20 protein-coding genes are annotated in these 17,108 nt (G+C 34.2%); 14 read left to right on the top strand and 6 right to left on the bottom strand.

Translation table 11 applies throughout. The features are described 5' to 3' along the window. Positions 1-37: 37 nt before the first annotated feature. The 11 genes from AABD74_RS21815 (at position 38) to ftsY (ending at position 9,330) form a co-directional block, all read left to right on the top strand. Positions 38-1,243, top strand: a complete 1,206-nt coding sequence (locus AABD74_RS21815) for a hypothetical protein (RefSeq protein ID WP_406844280.1) — start codon at positions 38-40, stop codon at positions 1,241-1,243. Positions 1,244-1,273: 30 nt separating this feature from the next. After that, a complete protein-coding gene (locus AABD74_RS21810) occupies positions 1,274-2,437 on the top strand; it encodes a glycosyltransferase family 2 protein (RefSeq protein ID WP_232678894.1) in 1,164 nt (387 codons plus the stop codon). An 83-nt stretch (positions 2,438-2,520) separates the two neighbouring features. Further along, entirely contained in the window at positions 2,521-3,879 is a 1,359-nt protein-coding gene (locus AABD74_RS21805) for a dihydrolipoamide acetyltransferase family protein (protein WP_232678896.1), read from the top strand. 208 nt (positions 3,880-4,087) lie between these two features. After that, positions 4,088-4,858: an exonuclease domain-containing protein gene (locus AABD74_RS21800; RefSeq protein ID WP_406844279.1), complete on the top strand. Its 771-nt coding sequence runs from the start codon at positions 4,088-4,090 to the stop codon at positions 4,856-4,858. 116 nt (positions 4,859-4,974) lie between these two features. Then, on the top strand, positions 4,975-5,586 hold the full coding sequence (locus AABD74_RS21795) for a fumarylacetoacetate hydrolase family protein (RefSeq protein WP_232678900.1): 612 nt from the start codon (positions 4,975-4,977) through the stop codon (positions 5,584-5,586). After that, on the top strand, positions 5,586-5,930 hold the full coding sequence (locus tag AABD74_RS21790; protein ID WP_073417072.1) for an Hpt domain-containing protein: 345 nt from the start codon (positions 5,586-5,588) through the stop codon (positions 5,928-5,930). The genes AABD74_RS21795 and AABD74_RS21790 overlap by 1 nt, the downstream gene beginning before the upstream one ends. 175 nt (positions 5,931-6,105) lie before the next feature. Beyond that, positions 6,106-7,359 carry a CinA family nicotinamide mononucleotide deamidase-related protein gene (locus AABD74_RS21785; RefSeq protein WP_406844278.1) on the top strand — a complete coding sequence of 418 codons (1,254 nt, stop codon included), beginning with the start codon at positions 6,106-6,108 and terminating at the stop codon, positions 7,357-7,359. A gap of 71 nt (positions 7,360-7,430) precedes the next feature. Beyond that, positions 7,431-7,667, top strand: coding sequence for a 50S ribosomal protein L28 (gene rpmB, locus AABD74_RS21780; RefSeq protein ID WP_008468080.1), 237 nt, complete (start codon positions 7,431-7,433; stop codon positions 7,665-7,667). Between the two features lie 27 nt (positions 7,668-7,694). Further along, complete coding sequence (rpmG, locus tag AABD74_RS21775; RefSeq protein ID WP_008253902.1) at positions 7,695-7,877, top strand: 50S ribosomal protein L33; 183 nt, start codon at positions 7,695-7,697, stop codon at positions 7,875-7,877. A 77-nt stretch (positions 7,878-7,954) separates the two neighbouring features. Continuing rightward, the gene (locus AABD74_RS21770) at positions 7,955-8,107 is read left to right on the top strand and encodes a DUF4295 domain-containing protein (protein ID WP_008468081.1); all 153 of its coding nucleotides are present in this window, start codon (positions 7,955-7,957) and stop codon (positions 8,105-8,107) included. Positions 8,108-8,376: 269 nt separating this feature from the next. Continuing rightward, positions 8,377-9,330 carry a signal recognition particle-docking protein FtsY gene (gene ftsY / locus AABD74_RS21765; protein ID WP_232678905.1) on the top strand — a complete coding sequence of 318 codons (954 nt, stop codon included), beginning with the start codon at positions 8,377-8,379 and terminating at the stop codon, positions 9,328-9,330. Between the two features lie 385 nt (positions 9,331-9,715). Here the strand turns inward: ftsY and AABD74_RS21760 are convergent, their stop codons facing one another. Together AABD74_RS21760 and AABD74_RS21755 are read right to left on the bottom strand one after the other, a co-directional pair. Then, on the bottom strand, positions 9,716-10,786 hold the full coding sequence (locus tag AABD74_RS21760) for a serine hydrolase domain-containing protein (RefSeq protein WP_406844277.1): 1,071 nt from the start codon (positions 10,784-10,786) through the stop codon (positions 9,716-9,718). Positions 10,787-10,852: 66 nt separating this feature from the next. Further along, positions 10,853-11,029 carry a hypothetical protein gene (locus AABD74_RS21755; RefSeq protein ID WP_232678909.1) on the bottom strand — a complete coding sequence of 59 codons (177 nt, stop codon included), beginning with the start codon at positions 11,027-11,029 and terminating at the stop codon, positions 10,853-10,855. A gap of 273 nt (positions 11,030-11,302) precedes the next feature. Between AABD74_RS21755 and AABD74_RS21750 the strand changes: the two genes are divergently transcribed. Beyond that, the gene (locus AABD74_RS21750; RefSeq protein WP_232678911.1) at positions 11,303-11,743 is read left to right on the top strand and encodes a hypothetical protein; all 441 of its coding nucleotides are present in this window, start codon (positions 11,303-11,305) and stop codon (positions 11,741-11,743) included. Beyond that, positions 11,724-12,020 carry a DUF721 domain-containing protein gene (locus AABD74_RS21745; protein ID WP_232679498.1) on the top strand — a complete coding sequence of 99 codons (297 nt, stop codon included), beginning with the start codon at positions 11,724-11,726 and terminating at the stop codon, positions 12,018-12,020. Before AABD74_RS21750 ends, AABD74_RS21745 begins: the two co-directional genes overlap by 20 nt. Before the next feature lie 105 nt (positions 12,021-12,125). Here AABD74_RS21745 and AABD74_RS21740 read toward each other — a convergent pair whose 3' ends face one another. Together AABD74_RS21740 and AABD74_RS21735 are read right to left on the bottom strand one after the other, a co-directional pair. After that, positions 12,126-12,977 carry an IS3 family transposase gene (locus tag AABD74_RS21740; RefSeq protein ID WP_406843148.1) on the bottom strand — a complete coding sequence of 284 codons (852 nt, stop codon included), beginning with the start codon at positions 12,975-12,977 and terminating at the stop codon, positions 12,126-12,128. A 14-nt stretch (positions 12,978-12,991) separates the two neighbouring features. After that, positions 12,992-13,411, bottom strand: coding sequence for a transposase (locus tag AABD74_RS21735; RefSeq protein ID WP_406843147.1), 420 nt, complete (start codon positions 13,409-13,411; stop codon positions 12,992-12,994). A gap of 153 nt (positions 13,412-13,564) precedes the next feature. Between AABD74_RS21735 and AABD74_RS21730 the strand changes: the two genes are divergently transcribed. Continuing rightward, positions 13,565-14,896 carry an IS1182 family transposase gene (locus AABD74_RS21730; protein ID WP_406845617.1) on the top strand — a complete coding sequence of 444 codons (1,332 nt, stop codon included), beginning with the start codon at positions 13,565-13,567 and terminating at the stop codon, positions 14,894-14,896. 203 nt (positions 14,897-15,099) lie between these two features. Here the strand turns inward: AABD74_RS21730 and AABD74_RS21725 are convergent, their stop codons facing one another. Further along, complete coding sequence (locus AABD74_RS21725) at positions 15,100-15,519, bottom strand: nucleoside-diphosphate kinase (protein WP_406844276.1); 420 nt, start codon at positions 15,517-15,519, stop codon at positions 15,100-15,102. A gap of 223 nt (positions 15,520-15,742) precedes the next feature. Then, on the bottom strand, positions 15,743-17,014 hold the full coding sequence (locus AABD74_RS21720) for an acyltransferase family protein (RefSeq protein ID WP_406844275.1): 1,272 nt from the start codon (positions 17,012-17,014) through the stop codon (positions 15,743-15,745). Positions 17,015-17,108 lie beyond the last annotated feature (94 nt).

Below are 17,108 nucleotides of genomic sequence, written 5' to 3'. Positions count from 1 at the left end.
TAAATTTGTAAGATATTATTTCTATAAAATTTATATTATGAGAAATCCAAAGCTTCTGTTAGGTTTCTTTTTCTTTTTTCAAATGCATTTCGGCTATTGCCAAAACGATACCATTTCATACGACAACAACAACAACAACAACAACAACAACAAAGATATTCTGGATGTTTTGTACAAGCTTTTTCATAAAAATGATTCTATTAGAAAAAACCAGGATAAAAAAATAGCATTTTCATTGCTTCCGGTTCCAATTGATGCTAACAAAAATGCCGGTTTGGTAGTTTCATTTTTAACCACTTTTTATCTCGGCGACAGTAAAACGACCAAAATGTCTCAGGTTTCGTTTTCACCTTATTTTAGTTTCACCAAACAATATGTTTTTCCTATTCAAACCTATATTTATACGAAGGATAATTACTGGAATTTCATTGGCGATTATCGATATATGATTTATCCGCAGGATACTTATGGTTTAGGCGGACATAATACCGATGAAAAAATGTCGACTTTAGATTATCAGCAATGGCGTTTTTATCAATTTGCAACCCGAAAAGTAATAGGGAATTTTCGATTAGGATTAGGTTTATTGTTCGACAATTATCAAAATATTTCTGAGGACTCCTATATTGAGGATGAAACCGATTATTCTAAATATATGGATGGGGATTTTTCTAATGAAAGTTCCTTCGGAATTGCGATTCAAGGGCTTTATGATTCCAGAGAAAACAATGTAAATCCCGAACAAGGCTTGTATGTAGAGGCAGATTACCGAATCAATACAAGCGGAGTTGAAGGCAAAAAATGGAATTCGATTTATTTTGATGCCCGCAAATACCATTCTTTCCATAAATATAAACATCGGGTTTTGGCTTACAGAGCTTTTTATTGGTCAACTTTTGGTGGAAAACCACATTATTTAGATCTGCCAAGCATAGGCTGGGATCGCGATGGAAGAACGGGACGTGGTTTTACCCGAAACAGATTTCGCAGCAATGCGCTGATTTATTTTGAAACCGAATACAGAACTGATATCTCAAAAAACGGTTTTTGGGGTGCTGTGTTTTTTACCAATGTTTCCTCTGTTTCGAAGTTAGATACGTATCAGTTTAAAAAATGGAATCCAGCCGTTGGAACCGGATTACGTATTAAATGGAACAAAAAAAACAACAGCAATTTAGTGCTTGATTACGGAATTAGTAAAAACGATTGGTCATTGCGATTAGGATTGGCTGAAAATTTCTAACTTTCCCCAAAATCAATTACAAAAAATTCAATGCAGTTATCGGTTATCATTCTTAATTATAATGTGCGTTACTTTCTGGAACAATGCGTTTTAAGTGTTCAGGAAGCAATTGCAGGTCTTGATGCCGAAATTATTGTTATAGATAATAATTCGTCTGATGACAGCTGTTTAATGATGAAAACCCAATTCCCGGAAGTGAAACTGATTCAAAACCAAGAAAATTTTGGTTTCCCAAAAGGAAATAATATTGGAGTTAAACAAGCCGGCGGAAAATACATCTGCATTTTAAATCCTGATACTGTTGTTGCCGAAGATACTTTTACTAAAATTTTGGCTTTCGCCGAAGGAAAACAAGATTTAGGAATTATAGGCTGTAAATTAATTGATGGAACAGGAGATTTTCTGCCCGAAAGTAAACGCGGAATTCCATCGCCCTGGGTAGCTTTCACGAAAATCTTTGGTTTGTATAAAGTGTTCCCAAAATGGAATCTTTTTAATCAATATTATGCACAGCATTTAAATGAAAACCAAACCGGAAAAGTCGAGATTCTGGTGGGTGCATTTATGTTTTTAGAAAAAGATTTGTATGAGAAATTAAATGGCTTTGATGAAAATTGCTTTATGTACGCAGATGATATTGATTTGTCGTATAGAGTACTTCGGCTAAAAAAGAACAATTATTACTTTCATGAAACGACAGTCTTACACTATAAAGGAGAAAGTACCGTTAAAGATGAATTGTATATGCAGCGTTTTCAGGATGCAATGAATTTTTTCTACCAAAAGCATTTTAAGAAATCATGGTTTTTTAGCTTTTTTATTCAAATTGGAACATGGTTTTTTTCATTTGTAAAAATGTTTCAGGGAAAATCAAAAACAAAACCTTTGCCGGAAAGATATATTTTATACTCCGAAAATGAGAATTTGTCTGAAAAGCTGGCTTCGATTTTAGAAAATAAAGTCAGTTTTTTAGATTTCAAAAAAGAAAAAATGGTAAATTCGTCGCTGATTTTAAAGGGAAAAAAGACAGAGATCATTTTGGATAATCAGTATGTTTCATTCAAAAAATGTATCAATATCATAGAAACTCTTAAAGATAAGGATATTACTTTTAAGATTTTCCCCAAAAACACCAGTTATATTATTGGAAGTAATTCAAGAAATGACAGAGGGCAAATCAGAAAAATTCAGTAAAAATTATATTAAGTTTAATTTATATTTAAATTTTTCAGTAATTTCGCAATCAGAAAATCAAAATCATCCTTTAGAATAATAATATGGCAAGATTTGAATTAAAGCTTCCCAAAATGGGAGAGAGTGTCGCTGAAGCAACCATTACCAACTGGTTGAAAGAAGTGGGAGACAAAATTGAAGCTGATGAAGCTGTACTTGAAATTGCAACTGATAAAGTTGACAGCGAAGTACCAAGTGAAGTATCGGGAATTTTAGTTGAACAATTATTTGGCAAAGATGATTTAGTTCAGGTAGGGCAGACTATTGCAATTATCGAAACTGAAGGTGGTGATGCGCCTGCTGCAACTCCAGATGCAGAAGCTGCTGCTCCTGCAGAAGCTGTAGAAATCGAAAAAACAATTGAAGCAGTAAAAGAAGAAGTTGCTGCTCCTCAGGATTTTTCTGGATCTGAAAAATTCCTTTCTCCTTTAGTAAAAAACATTGCAAAAGAAGAAGGTGTTTCTCTTGCTGAATTAGATAATATTCAAGGTTCGGGAAAAGACGCCCGTGTAACGAAAGATGATATCTTAAAATATATAGAAGACCGTAAAGCGGGAGTAGTTCAAGCTCCAAAAGTAGTTGAACAAGCACCAAAAGCAGCGGTTGAAACTCCAAAAGCGGCTGTTGAAACTGCGAAAGCATCAGAGCCAGTAGTTCAAAAAAGCCAGCAGACAGTTCCGGTTTCTGTAAATGGCGGTGACGAAATCATCGAAATGGACAGAATGCGTAAACTGATTTCTGGTTACATGGTGGCTTCTGTGCAAACTTCGGCTCACGTTCAGTCGTTTATTGAGGTTGACGTAACGAACATTGTAAAATGGAGGGATAAAGTTAAAACAGCTTTTGAAAAGAGAGAAGGCGAGAAGCTGACTTTTACACCAATTATGATGGAAGCAGTTGCAAAAGCTTTAAAAGATTTTCCTGGAATGAATATTTCTGTTGATGGCGAGTATATCATCAAAAAGAAAAATATTAACTTAGGAATGGCGGCTGCATTGCCAAACGGAAATTTAATTGTTCCTGTAATTAAAAATGCAGATCAGTTAAACCTTGTTGGGATGGCAAAAGCGGTTAACGATTTAGGAAACCGTGCAAAAGCAGGAAAACTAAAACCAGACGATACGCAAGGCGGAACTTATACCGTTACAAATGTTGGAACTTTTGGAAGTGTTTTTGGAACGCCAATTATCAATCAGCCGCAAGTGGGTATTTTAGCACTTGGAGCGATTCGTAAAGTTCCTGCGGTTATCGAAACTCCGGAAGGAGACTTTATCGGAATCCGTCAAAAAATGTTCTTGTCTCACTCTTACGATCATAGAGTTGTTGATGGTGCATTAGGTGGAAGTTTTGTAAAAAGAGTAGCAGAATATTTAGAAGCTTTTGATGTAGACAGAGATTTCTAATCGATTCATAAATAAATTTAAAACCCGAAAAAAAATTAAAAGTTTTTCGGGTTTTTTCGTTTGTAAGAAAACAGAAAATAAGCCGATTTAGATTTAATTTTAAAAGTTAAAATCGAAAAATAAAGCCTTTTTTGGTCAAAAAAAAATAGAAATTGGGGAGGAAAATTCGGCTTTAAAAATTACATTTGTAATCTTATAAAAATTAAAAATGGAATTAAAACTTAACAAACCAATCTGCTTTTTCGATCTTGAAACAACTGGAATTGATATCGGTAAAGATCGAATAGTAGAAATTTCGATATTTAAAGTTTTTCCAAACGGAAATAAAGATAGTAAAACATGGCTGGTTAATCCAACAATTCCAATTCCTCCACAAACTACCGCGGTTCATGGAATTACTGACGAAAAAGTAGCTAATGAGCCAACTTTTGCAGAACTGGCACCACTGGTTCATAATATGATAAAAGACAGCGACTTGGGAGGTTTCAATTCAGATCGTTTTGATATTCCGTTATTAGCAGAAGAATTGCTTCGCGCCGGGGTCGATTTTGATATGAAAAATAAGGTTTCGGTAGACGTTCAGACTATTTTTCATAAAATGGAAGAACGTACTTTGAGTGCAGCTTTGAAATTTTACTGCGGGAAAAGCCTTGAAAATGCCCACTCAGCAGAAGCAGATACAATGGCAACTTATGAGATTTTGAAAGCGCAGTTAGATCGTTATCCTGAATTAGAAAACGATATGAAATCATTATCTGAATTTACAACCCGTAAAAAAATCGCCGATTTTGCCGGAATGATTGCTTTTGATAAAGATGACGAAGAAATTTTTACTTTCGGAAAACACAAAGGAGCAAAAGTTGAAAAAGTACTGGAAACAGAACCGGGATATTTCAGCTGGATTCAAAACGCCGATTTTCCTTTGTATACCAAAAAAGTTTTAACAGGAATTAAATTGAGAAAATTAAATACGAAATAAAGTATTCAGTGTTCAGTTTTTAGTGTTTAGTAGAATTTAGCACTCAAAACACTGAACACTGAACACTAAAAACTGAAAACTGAACACTAAAAACTGAAAACTGAACACTTAAAGGAATGAAGATCATTTGCATCGGTAGAAATTATACCAATCATATTGAAGAATTAAAAAACGATCGTCCAGACGAACCTGTTGTTTTTATGAAACCGGATTCGGCGGTTTTATTGAAGCAGCATCCGTTTGTAATTCCAGAATTTTCTGAGGAAGTTCATCACGAATTAGAAATAATTGTGAAAATTAATAAGGTTGGAAAATATATTGAGCCTAAGTTTGCACACAAATATTATGACGACATTAGTGTAGGTATTGATTTTACTGCCAGAGACTTACAGGATAAATTAAAAGCAAAAGGACTGCCTTGGGAAAAGGCAAAAGCATTTGATGGTTCAGCAGTAATTGGAGATTTTTTGCCAAAAAGTGATTTTGTTTCGTTAGAAAATCTTACGTTTGAACTCAAAAATAATTCTGAAACAGTTCAAAAAGGAAATACAAGTTTTATGCTTTGGAAAATTGATGAATTGGTTTCTTATGTTTCTCAGTTTTTTACCTTAAAAATTGGGGATATTATTTTTACAGGGACACCCGCAGGTGTTGCGCCGGTTAAACCAAATGATGTTTTGGAAGGCTTTTTAGAAGATAAAAAATTATTCAGAATACAAATAAAATAATGGCTTTAAAGTATAATCTTTCGAAAGTGTATGCGCTTTCAGACAATGACCCCGAATTTGTAAACGAAATTCTAAAACTATTTGTTACAGAAGTTCCTGAGGATTTAAAACAAATCAAGGAAGGAATCAAGAAAAAGGATCATAAATACGCTTATTCGTATGCGCATAAAATTAAACCTACATTAGACTTGATGGGGTTGAATGTAGCATTTGAAGAAATTCTGCAAGTCGAGGCGTGGACAAAAGCAGAAGGAAAGAAAAAAGATATTATCGAGACTTTTAAAAGTATAAAAGTACAGGTAAAAGAGGCAATTAAAGAAATCAAAAAAGATTTTGACGTCTAAATTCAGATTATTCCGTTTTTTTAAAATTGAAAAAGCGGAATAAATTTTTATCTGCTTTAAGGTTTTTACTTCACTAAAAACAAAATAGAAATTTTGTTTTCTGCCGCAGATCATTTCCACAACCTACTTCATAATATGCTTATAGAATAATTTATAAGTAAAATATTTTACAAATATGAAAGCAACAATAGTTACCATTGGAGATGAGATTTTAATTGGTCAAATTGTAGATACAAATTCAAATTTTATAGCCAAAGAGCTGGATCGAATTGGTGTAGAAACTTATGAAATGATTTCAATAAGTGATAACAAACAGCATATTTTAAACACTTTTGCGCAGCTGCAGAATAAAGTTGATGTTGTAATTATAACCGGCGGTTTAGGACCGACAAAAGATGATATCACCAAAAAAACTTTCTGCGATTATTTTGACGATCAGCTGGTTGTAAATCCCGAAGTTCTCGCTCACGTAACAGAACTTATTGAAGGTTTTTATAAAAGACCCATTTCTCAGTTGAATAAAGATCAGGCACTTGTTCCTTCAAAGTGTACTGTTCTTCATAATAAAATGGGAACTGCGCCGGGAATGTGGATGAAAAAGGAAAATACCGTATTTGTTTCGCTTCCGGGTGTTCCGTACGAAATGAAATATCTGGTAGAAAATGAGATAATCCCAAAAATTGTAAAAGAGTATAAACGTCCTTATATTATTCATAAAACCATTTTAACGTACGGTCAAGGTGAAAGTTTAGTCGCAGAACGTATCGAAAACTGGGAAAATAATCTGCCTGAATTTATCAAATTGGCGTATCTGCCAAATCCCGGACGAGTTCGCTTACGCATGACTGCCCGCGGAACAGATAAAGGAGAATTAGAAAAAGCAATTGAAGAGAATGTTCAGTCATTAGATGCTATAATTCATGATATTATAGTAGGGTATGAAGAAAATGAAACGATTGAAACCGTAGTCGGCAAACTGCTTGCTAAAAATAATAAAACGATTTCGACAGCAGAAAGCTGCACCGGAGGAAAAATTGCGTCACTTTTGTCATCTGTGCAAGGAGCATCAAGATATTTTAAAGGAAGTGTGGTTTCATACGCAACAGAAGCCAAGGTCAATGTTTTGGGTATTTCGCAGGACTTGATAGATCAATTTTCAGTAGTAAGTGCTGAGGTTGCAGCAGCTATGGCTTTGAATGTGAAAGATATACTTAAAACCGACTATGCAATCGCAACAACCGGGAACGCTGGCCCGTTAAAAGGAGACTCGAATGCTGAAATTGGTGCTGTTTTTATCGCTTTGGCTACACCAGAGGGAGTAATCACAGAAGAATTTAACTTTGGTCAACCACGTGAAAAAGTGATAGATAGAGCAACTATTAAGAGTTTAGAAATATTACAAAAAGAAATTTTAAAAATTGTGCAATAAATTTTTGCTACAATGGTTTATTTTTCTTTTCTTTGCACCCTGATTTTGAATAACGATAAAAGATAAGTATAATGTCAAGAGTTTGTGACCTTACAGGTAAAAGAGCGATGGTAGGAAATAACGTTTCTCACGCTATGAACAAAACTAAGAGAAAGTTTTCTGTAAACTTAGTTAAAAAGCGTTTTTATCTTCCAGAAGAAGATAGATGGATTACTCTTAGAGTAGCAGCATCTACGATAAAAACAATTAATAAAAATGGAATCACTGCTGTTTTGAAAAAAGCACAGTCAGAAGGATTTATCAAATAATCTTTTCCTAAATAAATATATAGCAAGATGGCAAAGAAAGGTAATAGAATCCAGGTAATTTTAGAATGTACTGAGCACAAGACTTCTGGTGTTCCGGGAACTTCTAGATATATTACAACTAAGAACAAAAAAAATACTCCGGATAGATTAGAGATTAAAAAATTTAATCCAATCTTGAAACGTGTAACTGTTCACAAAGAAATTAAGTAATAATTAGAGATTTTTGTAAATCTCAAATGGTTTTGCCATTTAGAGTTTTATAAAAAACTTCAAATAACATTTGAATCATGGCAAAGAAAACCGTAGCATCGTTACAAACATCTTCTAAGAGATTATCAAAAGCCATCAAAATGGTAAAATCTCCTAAAACTGGTGCATATACATTCGTAGAATCTATTATGGCTCCTGAAGAGGTTGATGAATTCTTGAAAAAGAAATAATTACAATTACAATATATAGAAAAGCTACTTTCATTCGGAAGTAGCTTTTTTATTTTTTATATTTGTTTAAAATTTTGTAGAAACTAAGCAATTTGTATTTTTTTAAACATTAGTTCGCGTCATACTCTATATCTTTACTTGTTTAAAGAAGACAATAAAAAGATCGATGCAGTTGGGTTGGGGTTAAATTAAAAACAAAAGGCATTCTATAAACATTAAGATTGTTTCAAAACTCTTAGAAACAGTCTAAAACTAACAATAAATTAAAAATGAGTTTTTTTAAAAAATTATTCTCTACCGAAAAAAAAGAGACTTTAGATAAAGGTCTTGAAAAAACAAAAACTACTTTTTTCTCTAAGTTAAGCAAAGCAGTTGCAGGAAAATCTAAAGTCGATGATGATGTTTTAGATAATCTTGAAGAAGTTTTGGTAGGTTCTGATGTTGGGGTAAATACAACATTGAAAATTATCGAAAGAATCGAAAAACGCGTATCTGAAGATAAATATTTAGGAACTGACGAATTAAACCAAATTCTTCGTGATGAAATTGGCGGGTTATTGTCTGAAACCAATAGAGGTGAAGCAACCGAATTTGATATTCCAAAAGATAAAAAGCCTTATGTTTTAATGGTTGTTGGGGTAAATGGTGTTGGAAAAACTACAACAATTGGTAAACTGGCTTATCAGTTTAAAAAAGCCGGTTATAAAGTGGTTTTAGGCGCTGCCGATACTTTTCGTGCCGCTGCAATCGATCAGTTACAAGTTTGGGCTGATAGAGTAGATGTGCCAATCGTAAGACAAAATATGGGGAGTGATCCGGCTTCTGTAGCTTTTGATACTTTACAGTCTGCTGTGGCTCAAAATGCCGATGTTGTTATTATTGATACTGCCGGACGTTTACACAATAAAATCAATTTGATGAATGAGCTTTCTAAAGTAAAACGCGTAATGCAGAAAGTAGTTGCCGATGCGCCACACGATGTACTTCTGGTTTTAGACGGGTCAACAGGTCAAAATGCTTTTGAGCAGGCTAAACAATTTACTGCTGCGACTGAAGTAACTTCATTAGCAGTAACAAAATTAGATGGAACAGCAAAAGGCGGTGTTGTAATAGGTATTTCAGACCAGTTTCAAATTCCGGTAAAATATATTGGCGTTGGTGAAGGAATTGAAGATTTACAGGTCTTTAATAAATATGAATTCGTAGACAGTTTCTTTAAATAATTTATAATGAGTTTTTCTTCTTTTAAAAATATATCGGCTGTTGTTTTTTATTTTGCAAGCATTATATGTTTTGTTTTAGCAAATGTTTTGAGAGATAATAGTCTTTCTTTTTATTATGTTTTATTGGTTCTGGGCATAGGTTTCTTCTTTATGGGAGTTCTTAAAAGACTGCGAACTAAGCAGTAATTACATTACTTCGTAATAGTGTTCTGTCAATATGAATATCCCAAAGGGATTTTATATCGGTAGTAATTCAATTTTTTAAATATTTTATCCCGTTAGGGATTTAATCTATTTGTTAATATTTAGTCCCTAACGGGACAAAACTGTAAAATCATTCAATTACTACCGATATAAAATCTCTACGAGATAAATAAGGAAGTTTTTATTGATACAATGCGCTAATTTTTTCCCATAAAACTTTATCGAAATCAGATAAAGCCAGATTTACATTATCTGCGGCATCTCCCATTCTGATAACGACCATTTTTTTGCTCGGAATTACATAAATCTTTTGGTCATTTTTTCCTAAAGCCATAAACATATCATTTGGTCCCGTTGGGATTACACTTCCCTGAAAAGTAAGTTGTGATTGTGGTAAATGATAAGAGCTTTTACCATTTAACCACCATAAATAACCATATCCTAAATTGATGTTTTGTGAAGTTGTTGTTGCTTCATTGAAATAGGCTTCATTTAAAATGATATTGTTTTCCCATTTCCCTTTATTCAGCATTAATAACCCAAAGCGCGCCATGCTTCTTGAAGTACTTGTATAAACGTTGTTTACACCAAGCTGTACCCAAGAACCATTCATCCCGATTTTATCCCTTAATTTAGCATTGAAATAATTTTCCCAGGTTTGTCCGCTTGCACTTGCAATGACATCTTGCAATTTTACATAAACATTGTGATAAGCCCATCTTGTTCCGGCATCGGCTTTGTAGATTAAACTGGCAGGGTCTACATCATCAGTTGAGTCATCAAGTCCAGATGTCATTGTTAATAAATGTTTGCAGGTAATTTGATTTTCTTGTGCCAGAGTTTCGCTTGTCCAGCCGGTGCCAATATATTGAGAAACCTTATTGTCGATGTTTAGCAAATTTTCCTGTTGTGCAATTCCGGTAACAGTAGAAGTTAATGTTTTTCCGGCACTCGCCCAATACCAGTTTGTTGAAGCGGTATGTCCGTTGAAATAGTTTTCTAAAACAATACGGCCGTTGACTAAAATGATAAAAGATTTAGAATTTTTGAGTTCGAGGTAATCTAAAAGAGGCTGTACGGCACCTTGATTCCATTTTAAATCGGCTATGGATTTTGTTTCCCAGGCTGTTCCGGTTAGTGGAGGGAAATACATACTTTCTGATGGAGCTGGAACCGGATCTGGTTCTGCTGAATCTTTACTGCAGCCTATCAATAATAAGGTAGTCAGGATTGTAAAAATAGTTTTGGTCATGGTTTCTTGTTTTTTGGTTTGGGGTTTGACCAAAAATATGTAAAATAGTTTAATGAGTGGGAAAACTTATTTTACATATTTAACCACGAAGTTTTTATTTAAACTCCCATTTTGTTCCATCTGTAAAACTGCATAGTAAGCTCTTACTTTTATAATACCGTTTGCATCTGTCGAAAAATCTTCCCAAATTTTTGAGCCGATCATATCAGGCTTTAGTAAATTTGCTGCATCTTCCTTTTCCATAAAAATATCTGCCTTAATATGACATAAGATTGTTAAAATAGTTTTTTTTTATTGTCTGCAAATAGTTAGAACATAAACTCTTTAGAAAAATGAGATAATTATCGACTAAAGTATTTCTTTTGAAATTTATAAAGTTAACTTTGTAGATTACTAATTTTTTTATGAAAACAGGAGTCCTGGCCCTGATGGCAGCGGTATCCTTTTTCTGGCTTCTTTAGCCGGGAAAAGATATAGCGTACAGCAGGAACAGCTCCTTATTAATATTATACTATTATGAAAAACGCTTTTATGTTTTTGGTTTTATCGCTTTTGCTTGTAAGCTGTAAAGAAGAAATAAAACCGGCAGATATTGCAAAACTAAATGGTTATTGGGAAATTGAAAAAGTGGTTTTTGATAAAGGAGAGGAGAAGGTGTACGGAATGAATGAGAATTTTGATTTTTTTAAAATTAAAGGAACTAAAGGAACTCGGACAAAAGTAATGGCACAGCTTGACGGCACTTTTTTAACAACAGACACTTTTGAAAATGTTTCGGTTAGATTTACTGATAAAGGAACTTTTCTGGATTATAATACGGATTATGCTAAATGGACTGAGGAATTAATTTCGATTTCGGATGAAGAATTTGTGGTGAAAAATGATCAGAATAAGGAATATCATTATAAAAAAACGGGACCAATAAATATTTTAAATGATGGCAAAAAGACTAAATAACGAAAGTACAATTGGAGCTGTTTTACAACAAATTATTCAGGTTAATAAATTACAGCCCGGAATGGATCAGATTGATGTAAAAGAAGCCTGGACGCAATTAATGGGAAATGGTGTAAAAACGTATACTAAAAATGTCGTTTTAAAGGGCAGTACGTTGTATGTTGAACTTGGATCTGCTGTTTTAAGAGAGGAATTAAGTCACGGAAAATCTAAAATAGTTAAAATGATTAATGAGGAGCTTGGGCGTGAAGTGGTAAAAGATGTGGTTTTGCGCTGATTTTAGATTTTAGATTTTAGATTTTAGATTTTAGATTTTAGATTTTTCAGGATGTCTAGTCCTAAAATAACGATACAGGATTAATAACAGTAAAAATACATTTTTTTAGACAGAAGTAACTTCCGAGTTACTTCTGTTTTTTGTTTTATAAGTTTTCATTTTAATACTTCTCTGTAAGTGCATTTGATCAGGAGTCAGCATATAGTTTGAGCAATGTGGTCTAATCTGGTTATATTTATTAATAATCTCAGCTACCAGTTTCTTCATTAAATATAGTTCAAGATGATAGGCATCAATCCTAAACTCTTGTTTTAATATTCCGTTTATTCTTTCAGCCACTGCGTTTTCATAAGGGTCTGAGTTTTGTGTCATACTGCATTTTAGACTGCATTTCTTTAAAAAATACTGGTACTCATCCGAACAATATTGTATGCCTCTGTCTGAATGATGTATCAATGGTTCAGTTCTAAAGACCCTATTCTTATGAGCCATTTTTAAAGCATTAATACATCCTTGTGTACTAAGGGAATCAGACACCTCATAACCCATTATCTTTTTTGAATAAGCGTCGGTTATTAAACTTAAATAACAGGGTTTCTCACGTTTGCCGATATAAGTAATATCTGAGACCCATACCTGTTCAGGTCTTTTTATATTTAACTCTTTTATCAGGTTGGGATGTTTCCTAAAACGATGGTGCGACCATGTGGTAAGGTGATAACTTCTCTTAGGTTTGATCAGCAAATGATTTGCTTTTAAAATATTAAAAAATTTATCTCTTCCCACTTTTAAGGCTTTAAGATTTAGATTGAGGATATGATATAGTTTACGTGTGCCAAGCCGGGGCTGAGCTCTACGCTGTTCTTTTACAAGCTCTACAACCTGTTCTGCCAAGGTTCTCCTGAGTTTAATACGCTTAATGCTTCGATAATAAACCTGTCTGTCTATCCCGAACAAGCCACAGCTAAAGCTTATGCTTTCCTGCCTTTTTTTCCTAAAGGATTGGATTGTCCGGGTGGTAAGTTTTTTCGAATATCAATATTATATTCCTTTTCAGCCAGGTCTATCATCATATCAAAAATAATAGCTTTAGAATCAGAGATATGATTTTGTTTTTCAAGCAGGGCTTTTTGTTTTTCCAAAAGTTTTACCTTGGCTTCGAGCTCCATAATTCTTTGTTCAGGTGTCTTGGGCATATTTGATGGTGTTTGATTCTCCCAATCAAAGTTACCATATTTTCTGAGCCAATTTACAACGGTCGAGCGCCCCTGGATTCCATAATGTCTTTGTGCAGATGTTACTGAGAAAATCCCAGACTCAACTTCTTTAACAACTTCAAGTTTAAAACTAAGTGTGTAATCTTTCTGTGTGCGTTTTGAATAATTGTCCATGCGATACTTTTTTGTGTATCGCTATTTCAGGACGGGACAGGATATCAAAAAAAAGAGGCTGTCTCAAAAGTGAGGCAGCTTTTTTTGTGGCATAAAAAAAGGAAAGCTTTCGCTTTCCTAATTCTTGCAATTTGATTAAATTGCGGTGTGTGTATAGCTTCAAAAGTAGTCTTTAAAGATTACATTCCCAACCAAAATGTGCTTTTTCCTCCGAATTTATCGGAGCTGATTGATAGTAAGCACCCTGTAAGAGTAGTCTCTGGCATCGTTGATGGTTTAGATTTAACAAGTTTAATGCGCAATTACAAACCAGGAGGCACTTCAAGCTACCATCCTAAAATGCTTTTGAAAGTGTTGGTCTATGGTTATTTGTGCAATATTTATTCAAGCCGAAAACTTGAACAGGCCCTTAAAGAAAATATCCATTTTATGTGGCTCAGCGGTATGAGCCAGCCGGATCACAATACGATCAATCGTTTTAGAAGTCAACGTCTAAATGGGCAGATTAAAGAAATTTTTACCCAAATTGTTCTTTTGCTAGAAAGGGAGGGCATCGTAAGCCTTAAGACTGCCTTTGTTGACGGCACAAAGATTGAAGCCAATGCCAACCGCTACACTTTTGTATGGGGGAAGGCTATTAAAAAGAGTAAAGAACGTATTGAACAACAGCTGGAAGAACTTTGGAATTATGCACAGAGTGTAGCCAAAGAAGAACTCAAAAATACAGAATCTGTTGATTTTAGGGCTATTGATAAAGAAAAAGTAGAAGCTGCAATCAACACGATCAATGCAGTTTTGAAAGAGAAAAAAGTTCCTTCGAAAGTACGCCAGAAGCTCAATTATGCCAAAAAGAACTGGCCAAAGAACCTTGAAAAGTACAAACAGCAAGAAGAAATTCTTCAAAACAGAAACTCGTTCTCCAAGACCGATACCGATGCCACTTTTATGCGCATGAAAGAGGACCATATGCTAAACGGCCAGTTAAAACCGGCTTACAATCTGCAGATCAGTACCAATAAGCAGTTCATTCTGCACTACAGCCTGCATCCGAATCCTACTGACACAAAAACGCTTAGCCCGCATATTGATAGTTTTGAAAAATCATACAAAAAAGTTCCCAAAGAGTTAGTTGCCGATGCTGGCTATGGTTCGCAGGAAAACTACAACTTGTTAAAAGCCAGAAAAATAAAAGCCTTTGTTAAGTACAATTATTTTGACAGAGACTGCAAAACCAAACAGGTGACCGCCTCGCAAAACAATCCTGAATTGGCTCAAATAAGGCAAAAGGCATTTGATTTACTTAAAACAAAACGGGGAGAACAGCTCAGAAAGCAAAGGTGTCATGATGTAGAACCCGTATTTGCCCAGATCAAGCACAATAAAGGATTTAAACGATTTATGCTTCGAGGACAAAACAAGGCCGAGGTAGAAATCGGATTGCTTTCTATTGCCCATAATTTACAAAAGATGGCACTTGCAGGGTAAAGACAATCCGTTCTTGCCTAAAAATCGGTCAAAAAATCGGAAAATCATCTTTAAAGCCGAATTCCGAAAAACCGAATTAATTTTTTATAGCTATCTTAATTTTTTATAAACGAAAAGAAGCTGTCCTTTTGAGACAGCCTCTTTTTTTTGATTTATATGTGTAGTTCAGCAATCTAAAATCTGAACTCTACAATCTAAAATTATTAGAATTGCTCTCTTCCAGCAAAGTGGAATGAACTTTCGATTGCAGCATTTTCGTCGCTGTCAGATCCGTGAACTGCATTTTCTCCAATAGAAGCTGCGTATGCTTTACGAATAGTTCCTTCGGCAGCTTCAGCCGGATTTGTAGCTCCAATTAAAGTTCTGAAATCTTCTACTGCGTTATCTTTTTCTAAAATTGCAGCAACAATTGGTCCACGAGACATAAATTCAACTAATTCTCCGTAGAAAGGTCTTTCTGCGTGAACTGCATAAAATGCTTTTGCATCAGCTACAGTTAATTGAGTTAATTTTAATGAAACGATTTTGAAACCACCATTAGTGATCATTGCTAAGATATTCCCGATGTGTCCGTTTGCAACAGCATCTGGTTTAATCATTGTAAAAGTTCTATTTGTTGCCATTTTATATTTTATTAAATTTTGTGCAAAAGTAGACTTTTTTTGTGAATTGATTTTAATAAATTCACAATTAAAACATGGTAGAATGATGTTTTGAGTAAGAAAAGCTTTTTTAAATGATATAAGTAATAGTAGAGATGTACTGCAGTGCATCTAACACAAAGTAAATATTTAATAAAAAAAAGACGCACTGCGGTGCGTCTCTATGTATATGATGAAATGTTTTTTATACTTTGAATATTAATTTGTTTCTGTAGAATATCCACAAAATAAAAGTCCAGATACAAACGTAAACTAATGCGCCGGCTAATGAAGCGGTCATTGGGTTGCTAAAAAATGGCGCAATCCAAAAGCTATATAAATAATTTAATAAATTGATTTTTTCTTCTGTTTTATGTGGATTTTGAAATTCGATCATTACCAATGCCTGCGGAATTATCTGCGAAGTAAAGAAAACGATCATTGGGTTTACACCCCAGATCAAGAATGGTTTGAATCCTTTTTTATAATCGGCAATATCAATTATGTAGTATAAAATCGCTAAAAATGTTGTGGCTAATCCGGTGGTGTATAAAACATAACTGCTTGTCCAAAGGGATTTGTTTATTGGGAAAACAATATTCCAAATTAAGCCTCCAATAATTAATGCAGCTCCGGCAATTGTCATTTTTTGTGCTTTTTTAGTTTTAGGAAAATTTAACTGTAATAATTGACCAATTAATAAACCAATAATTCCGTTTACTATTGACGGAAATGTGCTTAAAATGCCTTCCGGGTCCCAGGTTACTGTTCCGCGGTACATATGTCCTTTTAATAAAACGCCATCCAGCCAAGAGGCTAAATTTGTTCCTTTGTCTAGATTTGCGTCGCCAATTCCGGGAACAGGAATTAAAGTCATGATTGCCCAATATCCTAATAACAAAACGATTCCGGTTATGATCTGCGTTTTTTGAGATGTTTTTAAATATAAAAGAGAAACTACAAAATAAACAATTGCAATTCGTTGTAAAACTCCCGGAAGCCTTACATCACTATAAGCTTCGATACCGCTGTAAGCGAGAAAGAGATAAATAAACAGAATTGAAAATGCTAAAATGTTTTTGATTTTTGAACTGAAACTTCCCATTAAGGCATAACCTGTAGCAATAGTAATGGCAAGCCGGCCAATTAAAAGCAGAATTCCTTCAAGTCCAAATAACTGGATTTTTCCAAAAAAGTTGAAGAAAATCCCCAAACAAAGCATTCGCAAAGAGCGAACTAAAATTTTGTTGAATGTTGTGCCGTCATAAAATTTGTCTGGCATTGCAAGCGGAACGGCAACTCCCATTATAAAAATAAAAAACGGAAATACTAAATCGGTTGGGGTGCAGCCGTGCCATTCGGCGTGTAATAATGGCGGATAAACATTGCCCCAGTCTCCGGGGTTGTTTACAATTGTCATCAATAAAATAGTTAGTCCACGAAAGACATCTAGCGAAATTAAGCGTTCTTTTACCATTGGTTTTGGGTAAATTGGTTAGTTAATAATTTTAAAAATCGCTATTTGGTTTGGAGAATAATAATCTTGAAAATAGATGGTTATTTGGTTTTCG

Source organism: Flavobacterium soyae (assembly GCF_045348165.1).
GTDB lineage: Bacteria > Bacteroidota > Bacteroidia > Flavobacteriales > Flavobacteriaceae > Flavobacterium > Flavobacterium soyae.
Note: the sequence above shows the minus strand (reverse complement) of the source record. Positions and strands in the feature narration are given on the sequence as shown.